The sequence below is a fragment of the Mycobacterium sp. genome, assembly GCF_052145595.1.
Lineage (GTDB): Bacteria > Actinomycetota > Actinomycetes > Mycobacteriales > Mycobacteriaceae > Mycobacterium.
Window position 1 is genome coordinate 1 of the sequence record NZ_JBKQOI010000195.1, and the last position, 15,728, is coordinate 15,728.

Here is a 15,728-nt window from a genome sequence, read left to right on the forward strand (position 1 = left end):
GGAGCCTGATGAGCAAAATCATTGAGTACGACGAAACCGCGCGTCGCGCGATGGAAGCGGGCGTGAACGCTCTCGCCGACGCGGTACGGGTGACGCTGGGGCCGCGCGGCCGGCATGTGGTGCTGGCCAAGGCATTCGGCGGACCCACGGTGACCAACGACGGCGTCACCGTCGCACGCGAGATCGACCTGGAAGACCCGTTCGAGAACCTGGGCGCCCAGTTGGTGAAGTCGGTAGCCATCAAGACCAACGACGTCGCCGGTGACGGCACCACGACCGCGACCGTGCTGGCGCAGGCGCTGATCAAGGGCGGCCTTCGCCTCGTCGCTGCGGGCGCCAACCCGATCGAGCTCGGCGCGGGAATCAGCAAGGCCGCCGACGCGGTGTCCGAGGCGCTGCTCGCGTCGGCCACCCCGGTTTCCGGCAAGGAAGCGATTGCGCAGGTGGCGACGGTCTCCTCGCGCGACCAGCAGATCGGCGAGTTGGTTGGCGAGGCGATGACCAAGGTCGGCGCCGACGGCGTGGTCAGCGTCGAGGAATCCTCGACCCTGAGCACCGAGCTGGAGTTCACCGAGGGCGTCGGCTTCGACAAGGGCTTCCTTTCGGCGTATTTCGTGACCGACTTCGACTCGCAGGAAGCCGTGCTCGACGACCCGCTGATCCTGCTGCACCAAGAGAAGGTCAGCTCGCTGCCCGACCTGCTGCCGATGCTCGAAAAGGTCGCCGAATCGGGCAAGCCGCTGTTGATCGTCGCCGAGGACGTCGAGGGCGAGGCCCTGGCGACGCTGGTCGTCAACTCCATTCGCAAAACGCTGAAAGCGGTCGCGGTCAAGGCGCCGTTCTTCGGCGATCGGCGCAAGGCATTCCTCGAGGACCTGGCGGTGGTCACGGGCGGCCAGGTGATCAATCCCGATGCCGGCCTGCTGCTGCGGGAGGTCGGCACCGACGTGCTGGGTTCGGCTCGCCGCGTTGTGGTGAGCAAGGACGACACGATCATCGTCGACGGCGGCGGCTCCAAGGAAGCGGTTGCCAACCGGATCAAGCAACTGCGTGCCGAGATCGAGGCGAGCGACTCAGACTGGGATCGCGAGAAGCTGCAGGAGCGGCTGGCCAAGCTCGCTGGCGGGGTGGCCGTGATCAAGGTGGGTGCCGCCACCGAGACCGCCCTCAAGGAGCGCAAGGAAAGCGTCGAGGATGCCGTCGCGGCCGCCAAGGCCGCGGTCGAGGAGGGCGTCGTCGCGGGCGGTGGATCCGCGCTCATCGGAGCCCGCAGCGCGCTGAAGGAACTTCGTGCGTCGTTGACGGCCGACGAGGCGGCAGGCGTCGACGTGTTCTCCGAGGCGTTGGGGTCACCGCTGTACTGGATCGCCGCCAACGCAGGGCTGGACGGGGCGGTCGCGGTCCACAAGGTCACCGAGCTGCCCGCCGGGCACGGGCTGAACGCGGAGACGCTCAGCTACGGCGATTTGGTCGCCGACGGCGTCGTCGACCCGGTGAAGGTCACCCGGTCGGCGGTCCTCAATGCGGCGTCGGTGGCTCGCATGGTGCTCACCACCGAGACAGCGATCGTCGAGAAGCCGGCCAATGCGGATGAGCACGACCACGGCCATCATCACGGTCACGCCCACTAGACGCGCCAACACAGAGCACCCCCGGCTTCTGGCCGGGGGTGTTTTCGTTTACGTGAGAACTTCTCTCGACCCTGCGCTGGGAGTCGGAACTTCTTCGCCATACGGACCCCTCGCCGTGGGAATGGCTAGGGATGCCGAGATGTTGAGGCGGGCATGACGCATCAAGTACAGCTCAGCACCACCGATTGGGTGCGAGAGCAGACCGAACAAATACTGGAACAAGGCACTACCGACGGGGTCCTGATCCTGGATCGCCCCGTCGTCCTTTTCACGGTGACGGGCGCGAAGTCCGGGCAGAAGCGGTACGTGCCGCTGATGCGGGTGGAGAAGGACGGGCGCTACGCGATGATCGGTTCCATCGGAGGGAGCCCGAAGAACCCCTCCTGGGTCTACAACCTCCGGGCCAACCCGGAGGTCACGGTGCAGGACGGCGACAAGGTGTTCGAGCTGACCGCCCGCGAGGTTCATGGGGCCGAGCGAGAAGAGTGGTGGCAGAGGGGAACCGAAGCTTATCCCCACTACATCGAATTGCAGTCGCTGACGGCGAGGAAGATCCCCGTGTTCGTCTTGGAGTGACGCGGTAAACGCGAAAACGACGAAGTCCGGGGCCTTCATGGTCCCGGACCTCGGTCGCCGTGTTATGGCGTTGTGAGTTGGATGTCATCGCCCGATATTTGTATCGAGGCAATAGTGTTGTTCCGCAGTGCAGTTAGGGCCCGTTGCCGGCCGACGACCGGGCACTGCGACCAGAGCCTGCATGGCTTACATTCAACACCACCGAGGGCTGTGGCTCAGAAGCCCGCCACTGGGGACGAGCACGCCGGTCACCATCACGGCCACGCTCACTAGGCGCTTGACGGAATACCCTCGGCGTAATCGCCGGGGTGTTTCGTTTGGTGATCGGCGACGTCCGGGCCCCATATTTCTACCCGCGAAACGTGCACCACGGCTACGTTTTTCGGCGTGTCGCGTGCGCGGTTTCAGTGTCGCGGTGGGCTGCAATCAAACACTACCGAGACAGCGGTCGTCGAAAAGCCTGCCGACGAGGCCGACGGCGACGGCCACCATCACCACTAGGCAGTTGATTTCCGACTGTGGGGCTAATGCACGGAATTGCAACGATTTTCGTGCATAGGCCCCACGGTCGGCATCCCGAGTAGCCGCGAAAACCCCCGCACGCTCGGCGTGTCGGGGTTTTGCGTCTGTCGCCAATCACGTCCTTGACCGTGCGGCGCCCGTCTGGCCTTCTGGGCGCTTCGCGATGACGATGCGGCCTGAAACGGTAGGGATTTGTTCGAAGACGGTGACGGGCACGTTCAACACCGCTGACAGCACGTCGTTGGGTATGGCGGTGAGCGACTGACCAATGCCGATGTCGTCCTTGGGCTCTGCGGCATCAGAGTTGAATACGATGAGAGCTACCAATTCCTCGGTGGCGCTGGCGTTCTCGAAGTAGTGATAGTGGCCTTGCGGGGCGAAGATCACGTCGCCTTTGTCGGCTTCGAAGGCGTCCTGGGTGCCGTTGGGTCCGACGAACACCCATCGGCTCCTGCCCGCCAGGATCACGTTGATTTCCCAGGCGCTCGGATGCCAGTGCGGTTCTCGGATCCCGCCGACAGCCAGTCGAGCAAGATAGACGGCGCCTTTCTGACCGACCAGAATTGGCCAGTTCTCGCTGTTAGCGCCCTGCAGGCTGCCGCCGGGGAAGACATTGCCGCCCCAGTCGGCCAGGTGAAAGAGGTGTGGATGATCGGGATCGGTGCCTCCGGCTGTCTGTTCACCATGGCCGACCGGCGTGGTCTGCTCGTCAGGCCACGCCCCAGCGCCGATCCCAGGGCCCTCCGGCAAGGGCTGTGGGGGCGGGGTATCCGAGCCGGGTGGATTCGGTGAAGGCACCGTTCGGTCGTCAATCGACGGTTGGGCCGCGCCATCGGCGGGATTCTTCGGGTCGGTCATCACAATTCCTCTCTCATTGCTCGTCGGGCATAGGAAGACTGTGAGTAAGGGGCGAGTGCCTTTCTACCGACGGCGACGATCGGCCCCTTCGGAGCGCCCCAGACGCTCCCCAAATTCAGTTTTCTGGCAGCTCCAGCGCGGTGTCGTAAGCTCAGCGACCGTAGAGGAGCGGGCGCCCTTCAGGCTAGTGCGGCGGTGGCCCCTGTAAAAGGCTGTACTCGTGAACACCGCGTAATAGAAAATCTGGGTGGCGCTATCTGCCACGCGACGCTGGTGTCAGCAAGGACCGCCCCGGTCTGCACTCCGACACCACCACGGCCACGCTCACTAGGCGGTAGACGGAATACCCTCGGCGTAATCGCCGGGGTGTTTTGTGCCCGCGAAACGTGCACCACGGCTACGTTTTTCGGCGTGTCGCGTGCGCGGTTTCAGTGTCGCGGTGGCGGTTGGTGCCCGACTGTGGGGCTAATGCACGAAATCTCAACGGTTTCCCTGCATAGGCCCCACGGTCGGCATCCTGAGAATGGCTGTAGGTGGTGGACGGAGCACCGCTGGCAACGACGGCGGCGGTGTTCCGTCCTGCTCATCACCTCTCAGCCGTGTGGAGGCGCGAACTGGGGATGTGGATGTATCCCATGGAGATCCCGGCATGAGGTTGGTTGCCGGCCATGGCCGTCGGTGATCCCATAGTGTGCGGCGAGCTCGGCGCCTATGAGGGTGCAACCGCTGACCGCCATCAGGAGCGGGTCGTTGTAGAGCGCCCATATCACGTGACCTGTGAGTTCGGGGCTTTCGGCGTTGTCGAGGATGTGGCCGAGCTTTTCGGGGGCAGCAGCGACGATTTCGCGGACTCGTTGGGTAGTAGGGTTCCCATCCAGATCGAGATTGCGGCGATGCCATGATCTTTGAAGTCGACTGCCATGTCTGCGGCCATCTTGTCGGTGCCCGCCTTCGCCACGCCGTAGGCGGGGCCGAACATGTAGTGCACCGATCCGGATGATGATGTGAATGCCACGAGTCCCTTGCCGTTGGGCACCATCAGCGGAGCGGCGAAGACGGTCGCGACGTAGCTGCTGCGCAATCCAACGTCAAGCGTGTCAATGACGTTGAGGGGCTCTTCCCAGAAGCTTGTCCGACCCATCATCTCGTCGCGGATGATCGCGGCGTTGTTCACCAGGATGTCGATGCGACCCTGCTCACGCGCGACTCGATCAAACAGGGCCCGCACTTGTGCGTCGTCGGCATGATCCACCGCGACGGCGATACCTTTGCCGCCCGCCGAGGACACCAACTCGGCGGTGTCGTGAATGGTGCCCGCAAGCGGGGATTGACCTGCCCGCTCCGTGCGGCCGGTTACGTAGACGGTGCACCCATGGCTTCCCAGGGCGTGTGCGATCCCTTGTCCAGCGCCGCGGCTGCCGCCGGTTACGACGGCAACGGTTTCACCTTTAGACACGCCCACCATCCCGTCTATTAGAGTGCCGGCTCGCGCCCGAGTTCGCTCGTCTGACCTTGTCAGTCCTAATGCGTCGTCAGTCCTAATGCGTCGGGACGACGTTCATGGGGACGGCGCATAGATGGCGTCGGCGGCTACCGGCGCGACGCCCAGTTCGGCCGCAACCGCGTCGATCGCTTGCTGCGCGATGTCGAGGTCCACCCGGTGGTCGGGGGTGAAGTACGGGCCGACATAGCGTTCGTAGTATTGCTGCGCTTCGTCACGGGTGAGCCGGCCGAGAAACCAGGCGGTGTAGTCGACGGCTCGGCTTGGTTGTTCGGCAAGGATCCGCAGCGCCCGCTGGTTGGCCCGCACCAGAGCCTGCAGGGCGGGGCTGTCCAGCGGGATGTGGACGGGGTCCACGACGACGCCCACGGTGGGGATCCGGAAGTGATCGCCGACCCAGGCCAGCACGTGGAACCCTTCTTCTTCGGCGACCTGTTCGGGTGAGAGCGTGCTGCCCACGTAGGCGGCGTCGATCGAGCCGTCCCGAAGGCGTCGCAGGTCCATTTGATAGTCACCCGGATGGCGCACCACACATTTCACGTCGCGGTCGGGGTCCAGGCCATGCTTGCGCAGGACGATCCGGGCGAAAGTTCCGGGAGGGTTATCGGGCGCGTGGACGGCCAGGCGCCGCCCGCGAAGATCTGCCATGGACTTCACCTCGGCGTTGCCGAGAAACCAGAACAGCGGATGATCGGTGCTGACGCTGAGCGCGGTCCAACCGATCCCGTCGGTCATCCGCGACAACAGGGCTCGGCCCAAACCGATCACCGCGCCGCGGCGCAGACGCTCCGCCGGCCAGCCGATCCCGTCGCGGATGGCGACGTGGACACCCTCATCCTCGAAGTAGCCCTCTTGGTCGGCAACATGGGCGACCAGCTCCTCGTGGATACCACGCCCGACATAGGCGAGATCGATCGTCTCCACGGCCAAAGCCCCTTTCCGATCTGCTCAGTTCCCTGGCGGCGGAACCCGTTTCAATCCATGGCGAGGCCGCCGTTGACCTCCAGGCAGTGACCGGTGGTGAAACCGGAATCCTCACTCGCCAAGAAAGCCACCGTCTTGGCCACCTCGTCGGGGGACACCAGGCGACCCATGGGATTGGTTGCGCCGAGTTGACGCACCTCTGCGGCCGCCAACAGCTCGTTCGCCTTTGCATCTCCCACCGTGGCGGGCGAAACGAGGTTAGCGGTGATCCCGTGCGGCGCCAGTTCGAGTGCGATGTACCGGACAAACTGGTCCATCGCCGCCTTGGCGGTGCCCACCGTGATCATGCCTTGACGGGGCCGGCGGGACAACACCGTGGTGAGATACACCAGCCGGCCGTAGCTGCGGGAAATCATTCCCGGCACAGCAGCTTTCGTCACCAGGAAGGCGGCGTGCAGCTCTCGGTCCAACTTGCCGCCGAGCTGCTCCCAGCTCAGATCGGCGAACGAGGTGACATCGTAAGGAATCAGTGCATTGTGCACGAGCACATCGACCCGGCCCCACCGTCGATCGGTTTCCTCGAACATCGCGGCGACATCGTCGGGTGCGGTGACATCGGCCCGAATTGCCACGGCCTCACCGCCAGCCGCGGTCGCGGTCCGGACCACCTCGTCTGCTTCCTCGGCACTCGAGTGGTAGTTGACGACCACCCGAAATCCCCGTTGCGCGAAGACCAATGCGGTCGCCGCACCGATTCCGCGGCTGGCTCCGGTGATCACCGCAACACGACTCATCAGCGTTACCTCCGCCTGTGCCAACAGTCCGGGTAGCTTGTGGGAATCTGACAGTTCCCTGACGGCCAGACGAAGGGGAGATGTCGACGTCATCGCACGCCGAAGATTCCCGACAAGCTGTCGAGACGGCGTGTGCTGGCAAGGCCGAACGCTACTCCCGCGATGCACGCCGGTAAAGGCTGCCGGCGCAAGTGACGACTCCTTCAAGCGTCGTTAACATAGCTCGCCTGTTCAGCCAACACGCGACAGATGGTCGCACAACTGAGTCGATCTAGGTTATGGCAGGACCGGTGGGCTATACGTGTACGTCGCGGAGGCCGACAGCAAAGCGCAAGCCCGAGCAGTTGTAGCACCCCACGCACCCGACGCAGTTCGTGCAGCCGAGGCAACCCAGGCACGCGAGACAGCGTGTGCATAGTGCACAAGCCACACATCCGACACTCCCGGCGACCGCCAGTGACATTGCGGTGACGGCACTTCCGGCCACGGCGGCGCTGGCGGCCGTGGCGATTGATCCTGCCACGGCGGCACTGGCGACGGTGGCTGCCGATCCGGCCACCGCGGCACTGGCCACGGTGGCCGCCGAGCCGGCCACCGCGGTGCTGGCCACCGTGGCCGCCGAGCCGGCCACCGCCGAGCTGGCCACCGTCGCCGCCGAGCCGGCCACCGCCGAGCTGGCCACGGTGGCCACCGACCCAGCTACCGCGGTGGAGTTGGAGTCGACGGGGCTGCCGTCGGCGTCAAGGGATTTGACCACGTCGTCCATTTTGCGACAAGTTCTGCCGACGGTCACGGTCGTCGTCTCCACCGCGCGGTCTGAAACCGGATCGACCCCCGCCGATGGGCGGGGGCCGATCCGTTAGGTCACTTAAGCGATCAGGCCGAGCGGCGGATGCCGCGCGCGCGGCCGATGTCGCCCTTGAGCAGTAGGTCGCGCTCGGATTCCGACAGGCCACCCCAAACGCCGTACGGCTCACCGACTTCCAGAGCATGGGAACGGCACTCCTCGATCACCGGGCACCGTCTGCACATCTCTTTGGCGCGCTGCTCGCGCTGCATGCGGGCGCGGCCACGCTCGCCGTCAGGATGGAAGAACATCGACGAGTCGACGCCGCGGCACAGGCCTTGAAGTTGCCAGTTCCAGATGTCGGCGTTGGGCCCAGGTAGTTGCTCCGGCTGTGGCATTTGGCTCGTTCCCTCTCTGCACGGCACGCCCAGAAGGTCAGGTTCGCGAAGCGATTGTGCAACTGAATTGGAGTGGCGTCACCGATGACTACCCGTCAAGCCTAGACGTTAAGGGCGAGGGCGAATTTCAGCAATAGCCAGTTAGCCCGGCAAAATATATGACCGTTGGAGGAGAATTAACTTCACGTTCATCTGCTACGCATTTCCCGAACGGTAACCGTGCTACCAGGCACTTGACCGAACCGTGATTGCGCAGCTCAGCGAGTACCGGTGGTGGAGAAGCATTTAGTACATAGGCGGTCGTGATTAACAGTTCGGTAACACGGACACCACAAACTGTTTACTACTATCAGCGTGATTGAAACTCGTCACACTTCGATGGTTGAGCGGATGGTTGAGCACAAGCTGGCCGCCGCCGCCTTCGGGGATCAACCCGGCAGCTGGCCGTTGCCGACGGCGTCGACACCAAACCAATTCTGGCTGCGGGCCGTAGCGGCGGGCGGGCAGGGTCGCTACGGCAGCGCCTACCGCGATCTGGAGGTGCTACGTCGCGGTGCTTCGCCCGGTCGGTTGGTCTCGTTGGCCCACAGCACGCAGGCGTCGTTTTTGCGCCAGCTCGGTTGGCACACGTCGGCGCGGGGCTGGGACGGGCGTGCCCTGGCGCTGGCCCGCGCGGATCCCGAGGCGCGTGCCGATGCACTGATCGGGCTGGCGGCCGACGCGTGGGGCGTCGGCCGCTTCGCGGCCGCGGCGACGTTGTTGACTCGCGTGGACCCGCTGCTCGCGCCGAGGCTGGCGGCGCCGGACCGGCTCCCGGTGCGCCGAGGGTGGGTGGCTGCCGAGCTGGCGATGGCCTCCGGCGACGGTGCATTGGCCGTGCGTCACGCCGAGGAAGCCGTCGAGCTGGCGCAGGCGATGGGCGTCCGGTCGGCGCGACACCGGGTCAAGAGCGAGGTGGTGCTGGCCGCCGCCCTCCGCAGCGCGGGCAGCACCGAGCGCGCCCGCGCGGTCGCCGAGGCGGCGCTGGACGCCACCGGGCGATTGCAACTCATACCCCTTCGGTGGGCGCTGGCTTGCTTGCTGATCGATATCGAAAACGTCTCGTTTTCAACACAAGAGCTGTGTGAAATTCGGAATATCTGTGCAGGCCAGGTGCGGCGCGCCGGTGGAACGTGGCGTTCCGCTTGAAACGGCCTTCGGGCCGTTATTGTCATTTGGTTAGTTAGCCCGCGAAGTGTCCCATCCGTAACGTTGGAGATACCGCCGTCGATGACAATTCAAGGGGAACGTCTCGACGCTGTGGTTGCGGAGGCCGTGGCGGGAGACCGGAACGCGCTACGGGAGGTGCTGGAGACCATCCGTCCGATTGTCGTGCGATATTGCCGCGCGCGAGTCGGTGTAGTCGAGCGTGGTGGCCTGTCAGCAGACGACGTGGCTCAGGAGGTGTGTTTGGCGACCATCACGGCGCTGCCGCGCTACCGGGATCGGGGGCGTCCGTTCCTGGCCTTCCTGTACGGCATCGCGGCCCACAAGGTGGCCGACGCCCACCGGGCCGCCGGCCGAGACCTTGCCTACCCCGCCGAATCGGTTCCCGAACGCCGGTCTTCGGACGCGGGCCCGGAACAGATGGCGATCGAAGCCGATTCGGTCAGCCGAATGAACGAATTGCTTGAGATCTTGCCCGCCAAGCAGCGCGAGATCCTGATCCTGCGGGTGGTCGTCGGCATGTCCGCCGAGGAGACCGCCGCCGCCGTCGGCAGCACCACGGGAGCCGTCCGGGTGGCCCAGCACCGTGCGCTGTCCCGGCTCAAGTCCGAAATCGTCGCGGCAGGTGACTATGCGTGAATTTGGTTATGCGGTCCCCGACCAACCGGCCCTGGACGAGTTGGCCCGTACCGACCTGCTCCTCAACGCACTCGCCGACCGCCGGCCGGTTGACCTGGACGACACCAACGACGACGTGCTGGCAGTCCTGCTGGAGGACTGGCGCGACAACCTGCGGTGGCCACCGGCCAGTGCGCTGGTTTCGCCGGAAGAGGCCGTCGAAGCGCTGCGCACCGGGCTAGCCGATCGGCAGCGTTCCCGTCGTGGCCTGGCGGCGATCGGATCGGTTGCCGCGACGCTGCTGGTCCTGAGCGGGTTCGGCGCCATGGTGGTCGAAGCCCGTCCCGGGGAGACGCTGTACGGCCTGCACGCGATGTTCTTCGACCAGCCGCGGGTTAACGACGACCAGATCATGTTGTCCGCCAAGGCCGATCTGGCCAAGGTTCAGCAAATGATCGACCAAGGCCAATGGGCTCAGGCGCAGAACCAGCTGGCCGAGGTCAGCAGCACCGTGCAAACCATGAACGACGGGGCCGGCAGGCACGACCTGATGGACGAGGTGAACCTGCTGAATACCAAGGTCGAGTCACGCAACCCGAACGCAACGCTGCCGATGAGCACCGCGCCGCGGTCGAAGCCGCCAAGCGCCCCGGCCGCCTCGACCACTCCGGTCTCACCGACGCCGAGTGGCAAGCCCAGCCAGTCGGCAAGCCCGTCGCCAACGCCATCGGCCAGCCCGTCAACCACTCCGTCTTCGGGTCGGCACCGGCATCATTCGACCACGCCCGCCCGGTCTTCGGATGCGCCCAGCGTCACGCCCTGAGCAAGGGGACGCTCAGTGGCGACGAAACCCGTCGGCGTCTGACGTCGCTTCGTTGAGCGAGGCGTCCGCGTATCCCCGGCAGTAGTCCCACGTGACGTAGGAGTCCGGTTCGGGGTCGTAGGCAGGCTCGTGCGGGCGAACGGTGCCGTCGATCAGGAGTTGTAGCAGGTTGGCCCGCAACATGTCCCAGTCGTGATAGTGGTCTTGCTGACACTCGTCGCAGCACACCACAAGTCCGCGAATACCCTTGTGCGCCAACAGCGCCTCGTAAACGGCCAGATCGGCCAGGTCGGCCTCGACCGCCATCCGCTCTTGTTGATCCAGGGGTTGTCCCGGTTCGACGGCTTCCAGCGCCGCTGACGGATCGCAGGGGTCGTCAGCGAATGGGTCGGGCGGCAAACCCGGTGGGAGGTGGTCACGCACGCCTCTAGCCTACGCAAGCGGGCCGCGATAACGCCAGCAGGGAGATACCCGCGCTGTCCGTACGGTTCGGGGCCGGCGGCACGCCCGAGCAAGCGAGTGCCGGGGCGAAGCGAGCCGATAGGATGGGATTCTCACTCCGCATACTTGGAGGGCCCCACCGATGACCCGTGGCATGTCCCACCTAGAAGACAGCTCCGCCCTGGTCGCCAGTCCGTACGTGCGCGTGGGCGGTCTGGCCGATGATCCGGTGGCTACCGGGGGCGACAACCCCTACAAGGTGGCGATGCTCGGACTGACGTTCGACGACGTCCTGCTGCTGCCCGCGGCCTCCGACGTGGTTCCCGCCACTGCGGACACCTCCAGCCAGCTCACCAAGAAGATCAGGCTCAAAGTGCCGCTGGTCAGCTCGGCGATGGACACCGTCACCGAGTCGCGGATGGCCATCGCGATGGCCCGGGCCGGGGGCATGGGCGTGCTGCACCGCAACCTGCCGGTCGCCGAACAGGCCGGTCAGGTTGAGATGGTGAAGCGCTCCGAGGCCGGCATGGTCACCGATCCGGTCACCTGCCGGCCGGACAACACCTTGGCTCAGGTCGAGGCGCTGTGCGCCCGGTTCCGGATCTCCGGTCTGCCGGTGGTCGACGATTCCGGCGCGCTGGTCGGCATCATTACGAACCGCGATCTGCGGTTCGAGGTCGACCAGACCAAGCAGGTCGCCGAGGTGATGACCAAGGCCCCGCTGATCACCGCGCAGGAGGGCGTCAGCGCCGACGCGGCGCTGGGCCTGTTGCGCCGCAACAAGATCGAGAAGCTGCCGGTCGTCGACGGCCACGGCCGGCTGACCGGGCTGATCACCGTCAAGGACTTCGTCAAGACCGAACAGCACCCGCTGGCCACCAAGGACAGCGACGGTCGGCTGCTGGTCGGGGCCGCCGTCGGTGTCGGCGGTGACGCCTGGGTCCGCGCGATGATGCTGGTCGACGCCGGGGTTGACGTGCTGGTCGTCGACACCGCGCACGCGCACAACCGGCTGGTGCTCGACATGGTCGGCAAACTCAAGGCCGAGGTCGGCGACCGCGTCGAGGTGATCGGCGGCAATGTCGCCACTCGCTCCGCGGCCGCGGCCCTGGTCGAAGCGGGCGCCGACGCGGTCAAGGTCGGTGTGGGACCGGGATCGATCTGCACGACGCGGGTGGTGGCCGGCGTCGGCGCGCCGCAGATCACCGCCATCCTGGAGGCCGTCGCGGCGTGCGGGCCGGCGGGCGTGCCGGTCATCGCCGACGGGGGACTGCAGTACTCCGGCGACATCGCCAAGGCGCTGGCCGCCGGCGCGTCGACGGCCATGCTGGGCTCGTTGCTGGCCGGCACCGCCGAGGCACCCGGCGAATTGATCTTCGTCAACGGCAAGCAGTTCAAGAGCTACCGGGGCATGGGGTCGCTGGGCGCCATGCAGGGCCGGGGCGGGGGCAAGTCGTACTCGAAGGACCGCTACTTCGCCGACGACGCGCTCTCGGAGGACAAGCTGGTGCCCGAGGGGATCGAGGGCAGGGTGCCGTTCCGCGGACCGCTGTCCTCGGTGATACACCAGCTGACCGGCGGTCTGCGCGCCGCTATGGGCTACACCGGCTCGCCCACCATCGAGGCGCTGCAACAGGCGCAGTTCGTCCGGATCACGGCGGCCGGCCTGCGAGAGAGCCACCCGCACGATGTCGCCATGACCGTCGAAGCCCCCAACTACTACGCGCGGTGAGTAGCGAACTGGCCATGGTCGAGATCGGGATGGGCCGCGCCGCCCGTCGCACGTACGAACTCAGCGAGATCAATATCGTGCCGTCGCGGCGCACCCGCTCGTCGCAGGACGTGTCGACGACGTGGCAGCTGGACGCCTACCGGTTCGAGATCCCGGTGCTGGCGCACCCGACCGATGCCCTGGTGTCGCCCGAGTTCGCCATCGAGCTCGGCCGGCTCGGCGGGCTGGGCGTGCTCAACGGCGAGGGGCTGATCGGCCGGCATGCCGACGTCGAGGCCAAGATCGCGCAGCTTGTCGAGGCCGCCGAGAAGGAGCCCGAACCCTCGGCTGCGATCCGGCTGCTGCAGGAGCTGCATGCGGCGCCGCTGGACCCGGACCTGCTGGGCGCCGCGGTTGCCCGCATCCGTGAGGCGGGAGTGACCACCGCGGTGCGGGTCAGCCCGCAAAACGCCCAGTCGCTGACGCCGGTGCTGCTCGCGGCCGGTATCGATCTGCTGGTCATCCAGGGCACGATCATCTCCGCCGAGCACGTGACAAGCAGCGGCGAGCCGCTCAACCTGAAGACCTTCATCTCCGAGCTGGACGTTCCCGTGGTCGCCGGCGGTGTGCTCGACCACCGCACCGCGCTGCACCTGATGCGTACCGGGGCCGCCGGCGTCATCGTCGGCTACGGCTCCACCAGGGGGGCGACCACCACCGACGAGGTGCTGGGCATCAGTGTGCCGATGGCCACCGCGATCGCCGACGCCGCTGCCGCGCGCCGCGAATACCTCGACGAGACCGGCGGCCGCTACGTGCACGTGCTGGCCGACGGCGACATCCACACCTCGGGCGAGCTGGCCAAGGCCATCGCCTGCGGCGCCGACGCGGTGGTGCTGGGCACCCCGCTTGCCGAATGCGCCGAGGCGCTCGGCGGCGGGTGGTTCTGGTCGGCGGCGGCAGCGCACCCGTCATTGCCGCGGGGAGCGTTGCTGCAGATCGCGGTCGGTGAGCGCCCGCCGCTGCAGCAGGTCCTCAACGGCCCGTCCGACGACCCGTTCGGCAGCCTGAACCTGGTGGGCGGTCTGCGGCGTTCGATGGCCAAGGCCGGTTATTGCGACCTCAAGGAGTTCCAGAAGGTCGGCCTGACCACTGGAAACTGAGCCAGCCGGGGCCTGGCCCTGGTTTGTTACCGGCGAGTAAAGCCATACTGGTGCGATGAAGCCGGATTACGACGTCCTGATCATCGGTTCGGGGTTCGGGGGCAGCGTCAGCGCGCTGCGGCTAACGGAAAAGGGCTACCGGGTGGGCGTACTGGAGGCAGGTCGCCGCTTCTCCGACCAGGAGTTCGCCGAGACGTCCTGGGACCTGCGCAAGTTCCTGTGGGCGCCCAAGCTGGGTTGCTACGGCATCCAACGGATCCACCCGCTGCGCAACGTGATGATCTTGGCCGGCGCCGGAGTGGGCGGCGGGTCGCTGAACTACGCCAATACGTTGTACGTGCCGCCGGAGCCGTTTTTCAACGACGGGCAGTGGTCGCACATCACCGACTGGCATGGCGAGCTGATGCCGCATTACCAACAGGCGCAGCGGATGCTGGGCGTGGTGGAGAATCCGACGTTCACCGACGCCGACCGCATCGTCAAGGAAGTTGCGGACGAGATGGGGTGCGGCGACACCTTCGTGCCCACGCCGGTCGGGGTGTTCTTCGGGCCGGACGGCACCAAGGCGCCGGGAAAGACCGTGCCCGACCCGTACTTCGGCGGCGCGGGGCCGGCGCGCACCGGCTGCCTGGAATGCGGCTGCTGCATGACGGGGTGCCGCTACGGCGCCAAGAACACCCTGGTGAAGAACTACCTCGGCCTGGCGGAATCGGCGGGCGCACAGGTCATTCCGATGACGACGGTGAAGGGCTTCGAGGAGCGCTCCGACGGATTGTGGGAGGTCCGCACCATTCGCACCGGAAGTTGGCTGCGCCGGGACAGGCGCACGTTCACCGCCGCACATCTGATCCTGGCCGCGGGCACCTGGGGAACCCAGCACCTGCTGTTCAAGATGCGGGATGCCGGGAAGTTGGCCCGGCTGTCAAAACAGCTGGGTGTGTTGACCCGCACCAACTCCGAGTCGATCGTCGGTGCCGCGACGCTGCAGGTCTCGCCCGGTCTGGACCTGACCCACGGGGTGGCGATCACGTCGTCGATTCATCCGACGTCGGACACGCATATCGAACCCTGCCGCTATGGTAAGGGCTCCAACGCGATGGGGCTGCTGCAGACGTTGATGACCGACGGCGCCGGCCCCGGCGGCAGCGATGTGCCACGGTGGAAGCAGTTGGTGCGGCAAGCCAGGGAGGATCCGCGCGGCTTACTGCGGATGATCAATGTCCACCAGTGGAGCGAGCGCACGCTGATCGCCCTGGTGATGCAGCATCTGGACAACTCGATCACCACGTTCACCAAGCGCGGCAAGCTCGGCATCCGCTGGTATTCCAGCAAGCAGGGGCACGGCCAGCCGAACCCCTCGTGGATCCCGGTCGGCAACGAGGTCACCCGCCGCATCGCCGCCAAGATCGACGGCGTGGCCGGTGGCACCTGGGGCGAGTTGTTCAACATCCCGCTGACCGCGCATTTCCTCGGCGGCGCGGTGATCGGCGACGGCCCCGAGCGCGGGGTGATCGACCCGTATCACCGGGTCTACGGCTACCCGACGCTGTATGTGGTGGACGGCGCGGCGATCTCGGCGAACCTGGGCGTCAACCCGTCGCTCTCCATCGCCGCGCAGGCCGAGCGGGCCGCCTCGCTGTGGCCCAACAAGGGCGAGAACGATCAGCGGCCTTTGCAGGGCGACACCTACCGCAGGCTGGCCCCGATCCCGCCCGCACACCCGGTGGTACCCCTCGACGCACCGGGCGCGCTGCGCTGGCTGCCGATCGATCCGG

14 protein-coding genes and 1 pseudogene are annotated in these 15,728 nt (G+C 66.3%); 9 read left to right on the forward strand and 6 right to left on the reverse strand.

Annotated elements, in window-relative coordinates:
• Window positions 1-8 precede the first annotated feature (8 nt).
• Both groL and ACLP4W_RS17715 read left to right on the forward strand, forming a co-directional pair.
• On the forward strand, window positions 9-1,631 hold the full coding sequence (groL, locus tag ACLP4W_RS17710; RefSeq protein ID WP_442388124.1) for a chaperonin GroEL: 1,623 nt from the start codon (window positions 9-11) through the stop codon (window positions 1,629-1,631).
• A 153-nt stretch (window positions 1,632-1,784) separates the two neighbouring features.
• Window positions 1,785-2,207, forward strand: coding sequence for a nitroreductase family deazaflavin-dependent oxidoreductase (locus tag ACLP4W_RS17715; protein WP_442388102.1), 423 nt, complete (start codon window positions 1,785-1,787; stop codon window positions 2,205-2,207).
• Between the two features lie 636 nt (window positions 2,208-2,843).
• Here the strand turns inward: ACLP4W_RS17715 and ACLP4W_RS17720 are convergent.
• The 4 genes and pseudogenes from ACLP4W_RS17720 to ACLP4W_RS17735 all read right to left on the reverse strand — a co-directional run bounded on the left by ACLP4W_RS17720 (window position 2,844) and on the right by ACLP4W_RS17735 (window position 6,806).
• Window positions 2,844-3,587 carry a cupin domain-containing protein gene (locus ACLP4W_RS17720; protein ID WP_442388104.1) on the reverse strand — a complete coding sequence of 248 codons (744 nt, stop codon included), beginning with the start codon at window positions 3,585-3,587 and terminating at the stop codon, window positions 2,844-2,846.
• A 593-nt stretch (window positions 3,588-4,180) separates the two neighbouring features.
• A pseudogene (locus ACLP4W_RS17725) lies at window positions 4,181-5,052 on the reverse strand (SDR family NAD(P)-dependent oxidoreductase).
• Between the two features lie 93 nt (window positions 5,053-5,145).
• Window positions 5,146-6,012 carry an ABC transporter substrate-binding protein gene (locus tag ACLP4W_RS17730; RefSeq protein WP_442388106.1) on the reverse strand — a complete coding sequence of 289 codons (867 nt, stop codon included), beginning with the start codon at window positions 6,010-6,012 and terminating at the stop codon, window positions 5,146-5,148.
• 50 nt (window positions 6,013-6,062) lie between these two features.
• Window positions 6,063-6,806, reverse strand: a complete 744-nt coding sequence (locus ACLP4W_RS17735) for an SDR family NAD(P)-dependent oxidoreductase (protein ID WP_442388108.1) — start codon at window positions 6,804-6,806, stop codon at window positions 6,063-6,065.
• A gap of 467 nt (window positions 6,807-7,273) precedes the next feature.
• On the opposite strand from ACLP4W_RS17735, the gene ACLP4W_RS17740 reads away from it, so the two are divergent.
• Complete coding sequence (locus ACLP4W_RS17740) at window positions 7,274-7,669, forward strand: hypothetical protein (RefSeq protein WP_442388110.1); 396 nt, start codon at window positions 7,274-7,276, stop codon at window positions 7,667-7,669.
• A 13-nt stretch (window positions 7,670-7,682) separates the two neighbouring features.
• Here ACLP4W_RS17740 and ACLP4W_RS17745 read toward each other — a convergent pair whose 3' ends face one another.
• Window positions 7,683-7,991 (reverse strand): WhiB family transcriptional regulator, encoded by a 309-nt coding sequence (locus tag ACLP4W_RS17745; RefSeq protein WP_442388112.1) that lies wholly within the window; start codon window positions 7,989-7,991, stop codon window positions 7,683-7,685.
• A gap of 354 nt (window positions 7,992-8,345) precedes the next feature.
• Between ACLP4W_RS17745 and ACLP4W_RS17750 the strand changes: the two genes are divergently transcribed.
• From ACLP4W_RS17750 to ACLP4W_RS17760, 3 genes are all read left to right on the forward strand, one after another.
• A complete protein-coding gene (locus tag ACLP4W_RS17750; RefSeq protein WP_442388114.1) occupies window positions 8,346-9,179 on the forward strand; it encodes a hypothetical protein in 834 nt (277 codons plus the stop codon).
• 81 nt (window positions 9,180-9,260) lie between these two features.
• Window positions 9,261-9,836, forward strand: a complete 576-nt coding sequence (locus ACLP4W_RS17755) for a sigma-70 family RNA polymerase sigma factor (protein ID WP_442388116.1) — start codon at window positions 9,261-9,263, stop codon at window positions 9,834-9,836.
• The gene (locus ACLP4W_RS17760) at window positions 9,829-10,638 is read left to right on the forward strand and encodes an anti-sigma-D factor RsdA (RefSeq protein ID WP_442388117.1); all 810 of its coding nucleotides are present in this window, start codon (window positions 9,829-9,831) and stop codon (window positions 10,636-10,638) included. Before ACLP4W_RS17755 ends, ACLP4W_RS17760 begins: the two co-directional genes overlap by 8 nt.
• Window positions 10,639-10,650: 12 nt before the next feature.
• Here the strand turns inward: ACLP4W_RS17760 and ACLP4W_RS17765 are convergent, their stop codons facing one another.
• Entirely contained in the window at window positions 10,651-11,061 is a 411-nt protein-coding gene (locus ACLP4W_RS17765) for a DUF5319 domain-containing protein (protein ID WP_442388119.1), read from the reverse strand.
• 160 nt (window positions 11,062-11,221) lie between these two features.
• Between ACLP4W_RS17765 and guaB the strand changes: the two genes are divergently transcribed.
• The 3 genes from guaB to ACLP4W_RS17780 all read left to right on the forward strand — a co-directional run.
• Complete coding sequence (guaB, locus tag ACLP4W_RS17770; protein ID WP_442388120.1) at window positions 11,222-12,811, forward strand: IMP dehydrogenase; 1,590 nt, start codon at window positions 11,222-11,224, stop codon at window positions 12,809-12,811.
• Between the two features lie 14 nt (window positions 12,812-12,825).
• The gene (locus tag ACLP4W_RS17775; protein WP_442388125.1) at window positions 12,826-13,953 is read left to right on the forward strand and encodes a GuaB3 family IMP dehydrogenase-related protein; all 1,128 of its coding nucleotides are present in this window, start codon (window positions 12,826-12,828) and stop codon (window positions 13,951-13,953) included.
• Window positions 13,954-14,008: 55 nt separating this feature from the next.
• Window positions 14,009-15,728: GMC oxidoreductase (locus ACLP4W_RS17780; RefSeq protein WP_442388122.1), on the forward strand; the 1,720-nt coding region annotated here is incomplete at its 3' end.

Bases quoted from the DNA above. Each gene is read 5' to 3' on its own strand.
- groL (WP_442388124.1), top strand. From the start codon at position 9: ATGAGCAAAATCATTGAGTACGACGAAACCGCGCGTCGCGCGATGGAA.
- ACLP4W_RS17715 (WP_442388102.1), top strand. From the start codon at position 1,785: ATGACGCATCAAGTACAGCTCAGCACCACCGATTGGGTGCGAGAGCAG.
- ACLP4W_RS17720 (WP_442388104.1), bottom strand. From the start codon at position 3,587: ATGACCGACCCGAAGAATCCCGCCGATGGCGCGGCCCAACCGTCGATT.
- ACLP4W_RS17735 (WP_442388108.1), bottom strand. From the start codon at position 6,806: ATGAGTCGTGTTGCGGTGATCACCGGAGCCAGCCGCGGAATCGGTGCG.
- ACLP4W_RS17745 (WP_442388112.1), bottom strand. From the start codon at position 7,991: ATGCCACAGCCGGAGCAACTACCTGGGCCCAACGCCGACATCTGGAAC.
- ACLP4W_RS17755 (WP_442388116.1), top strand. From the start codon at position 9,261: ATGACAATTCAAGGGGAACGTCTCGACGCTGTGGTTGCGGAGGCCGTG.
- ACLP4W_RS17760 (WP_442388117.1), top strand. From the start codon at position 9,829: ATGCGTGAATTTGGTTATGCGGTCCCCGACCAACCGGCCCTGGACGAG.
- guaB (WP_442388120.1), top strand. From the start codon at position 11,222: ATGACCCGTGGCATGTCCCACCTAGAAGACAGCTCCGCCCTGGTCGCC.
- ACLP4W_RS17775 (WP_442388125.1), top strand. From the start codon at position 12,826: ATGGTCGAGATCGGGATGGGCCGCGCCGCCCGTCGCACGTACGAACTC.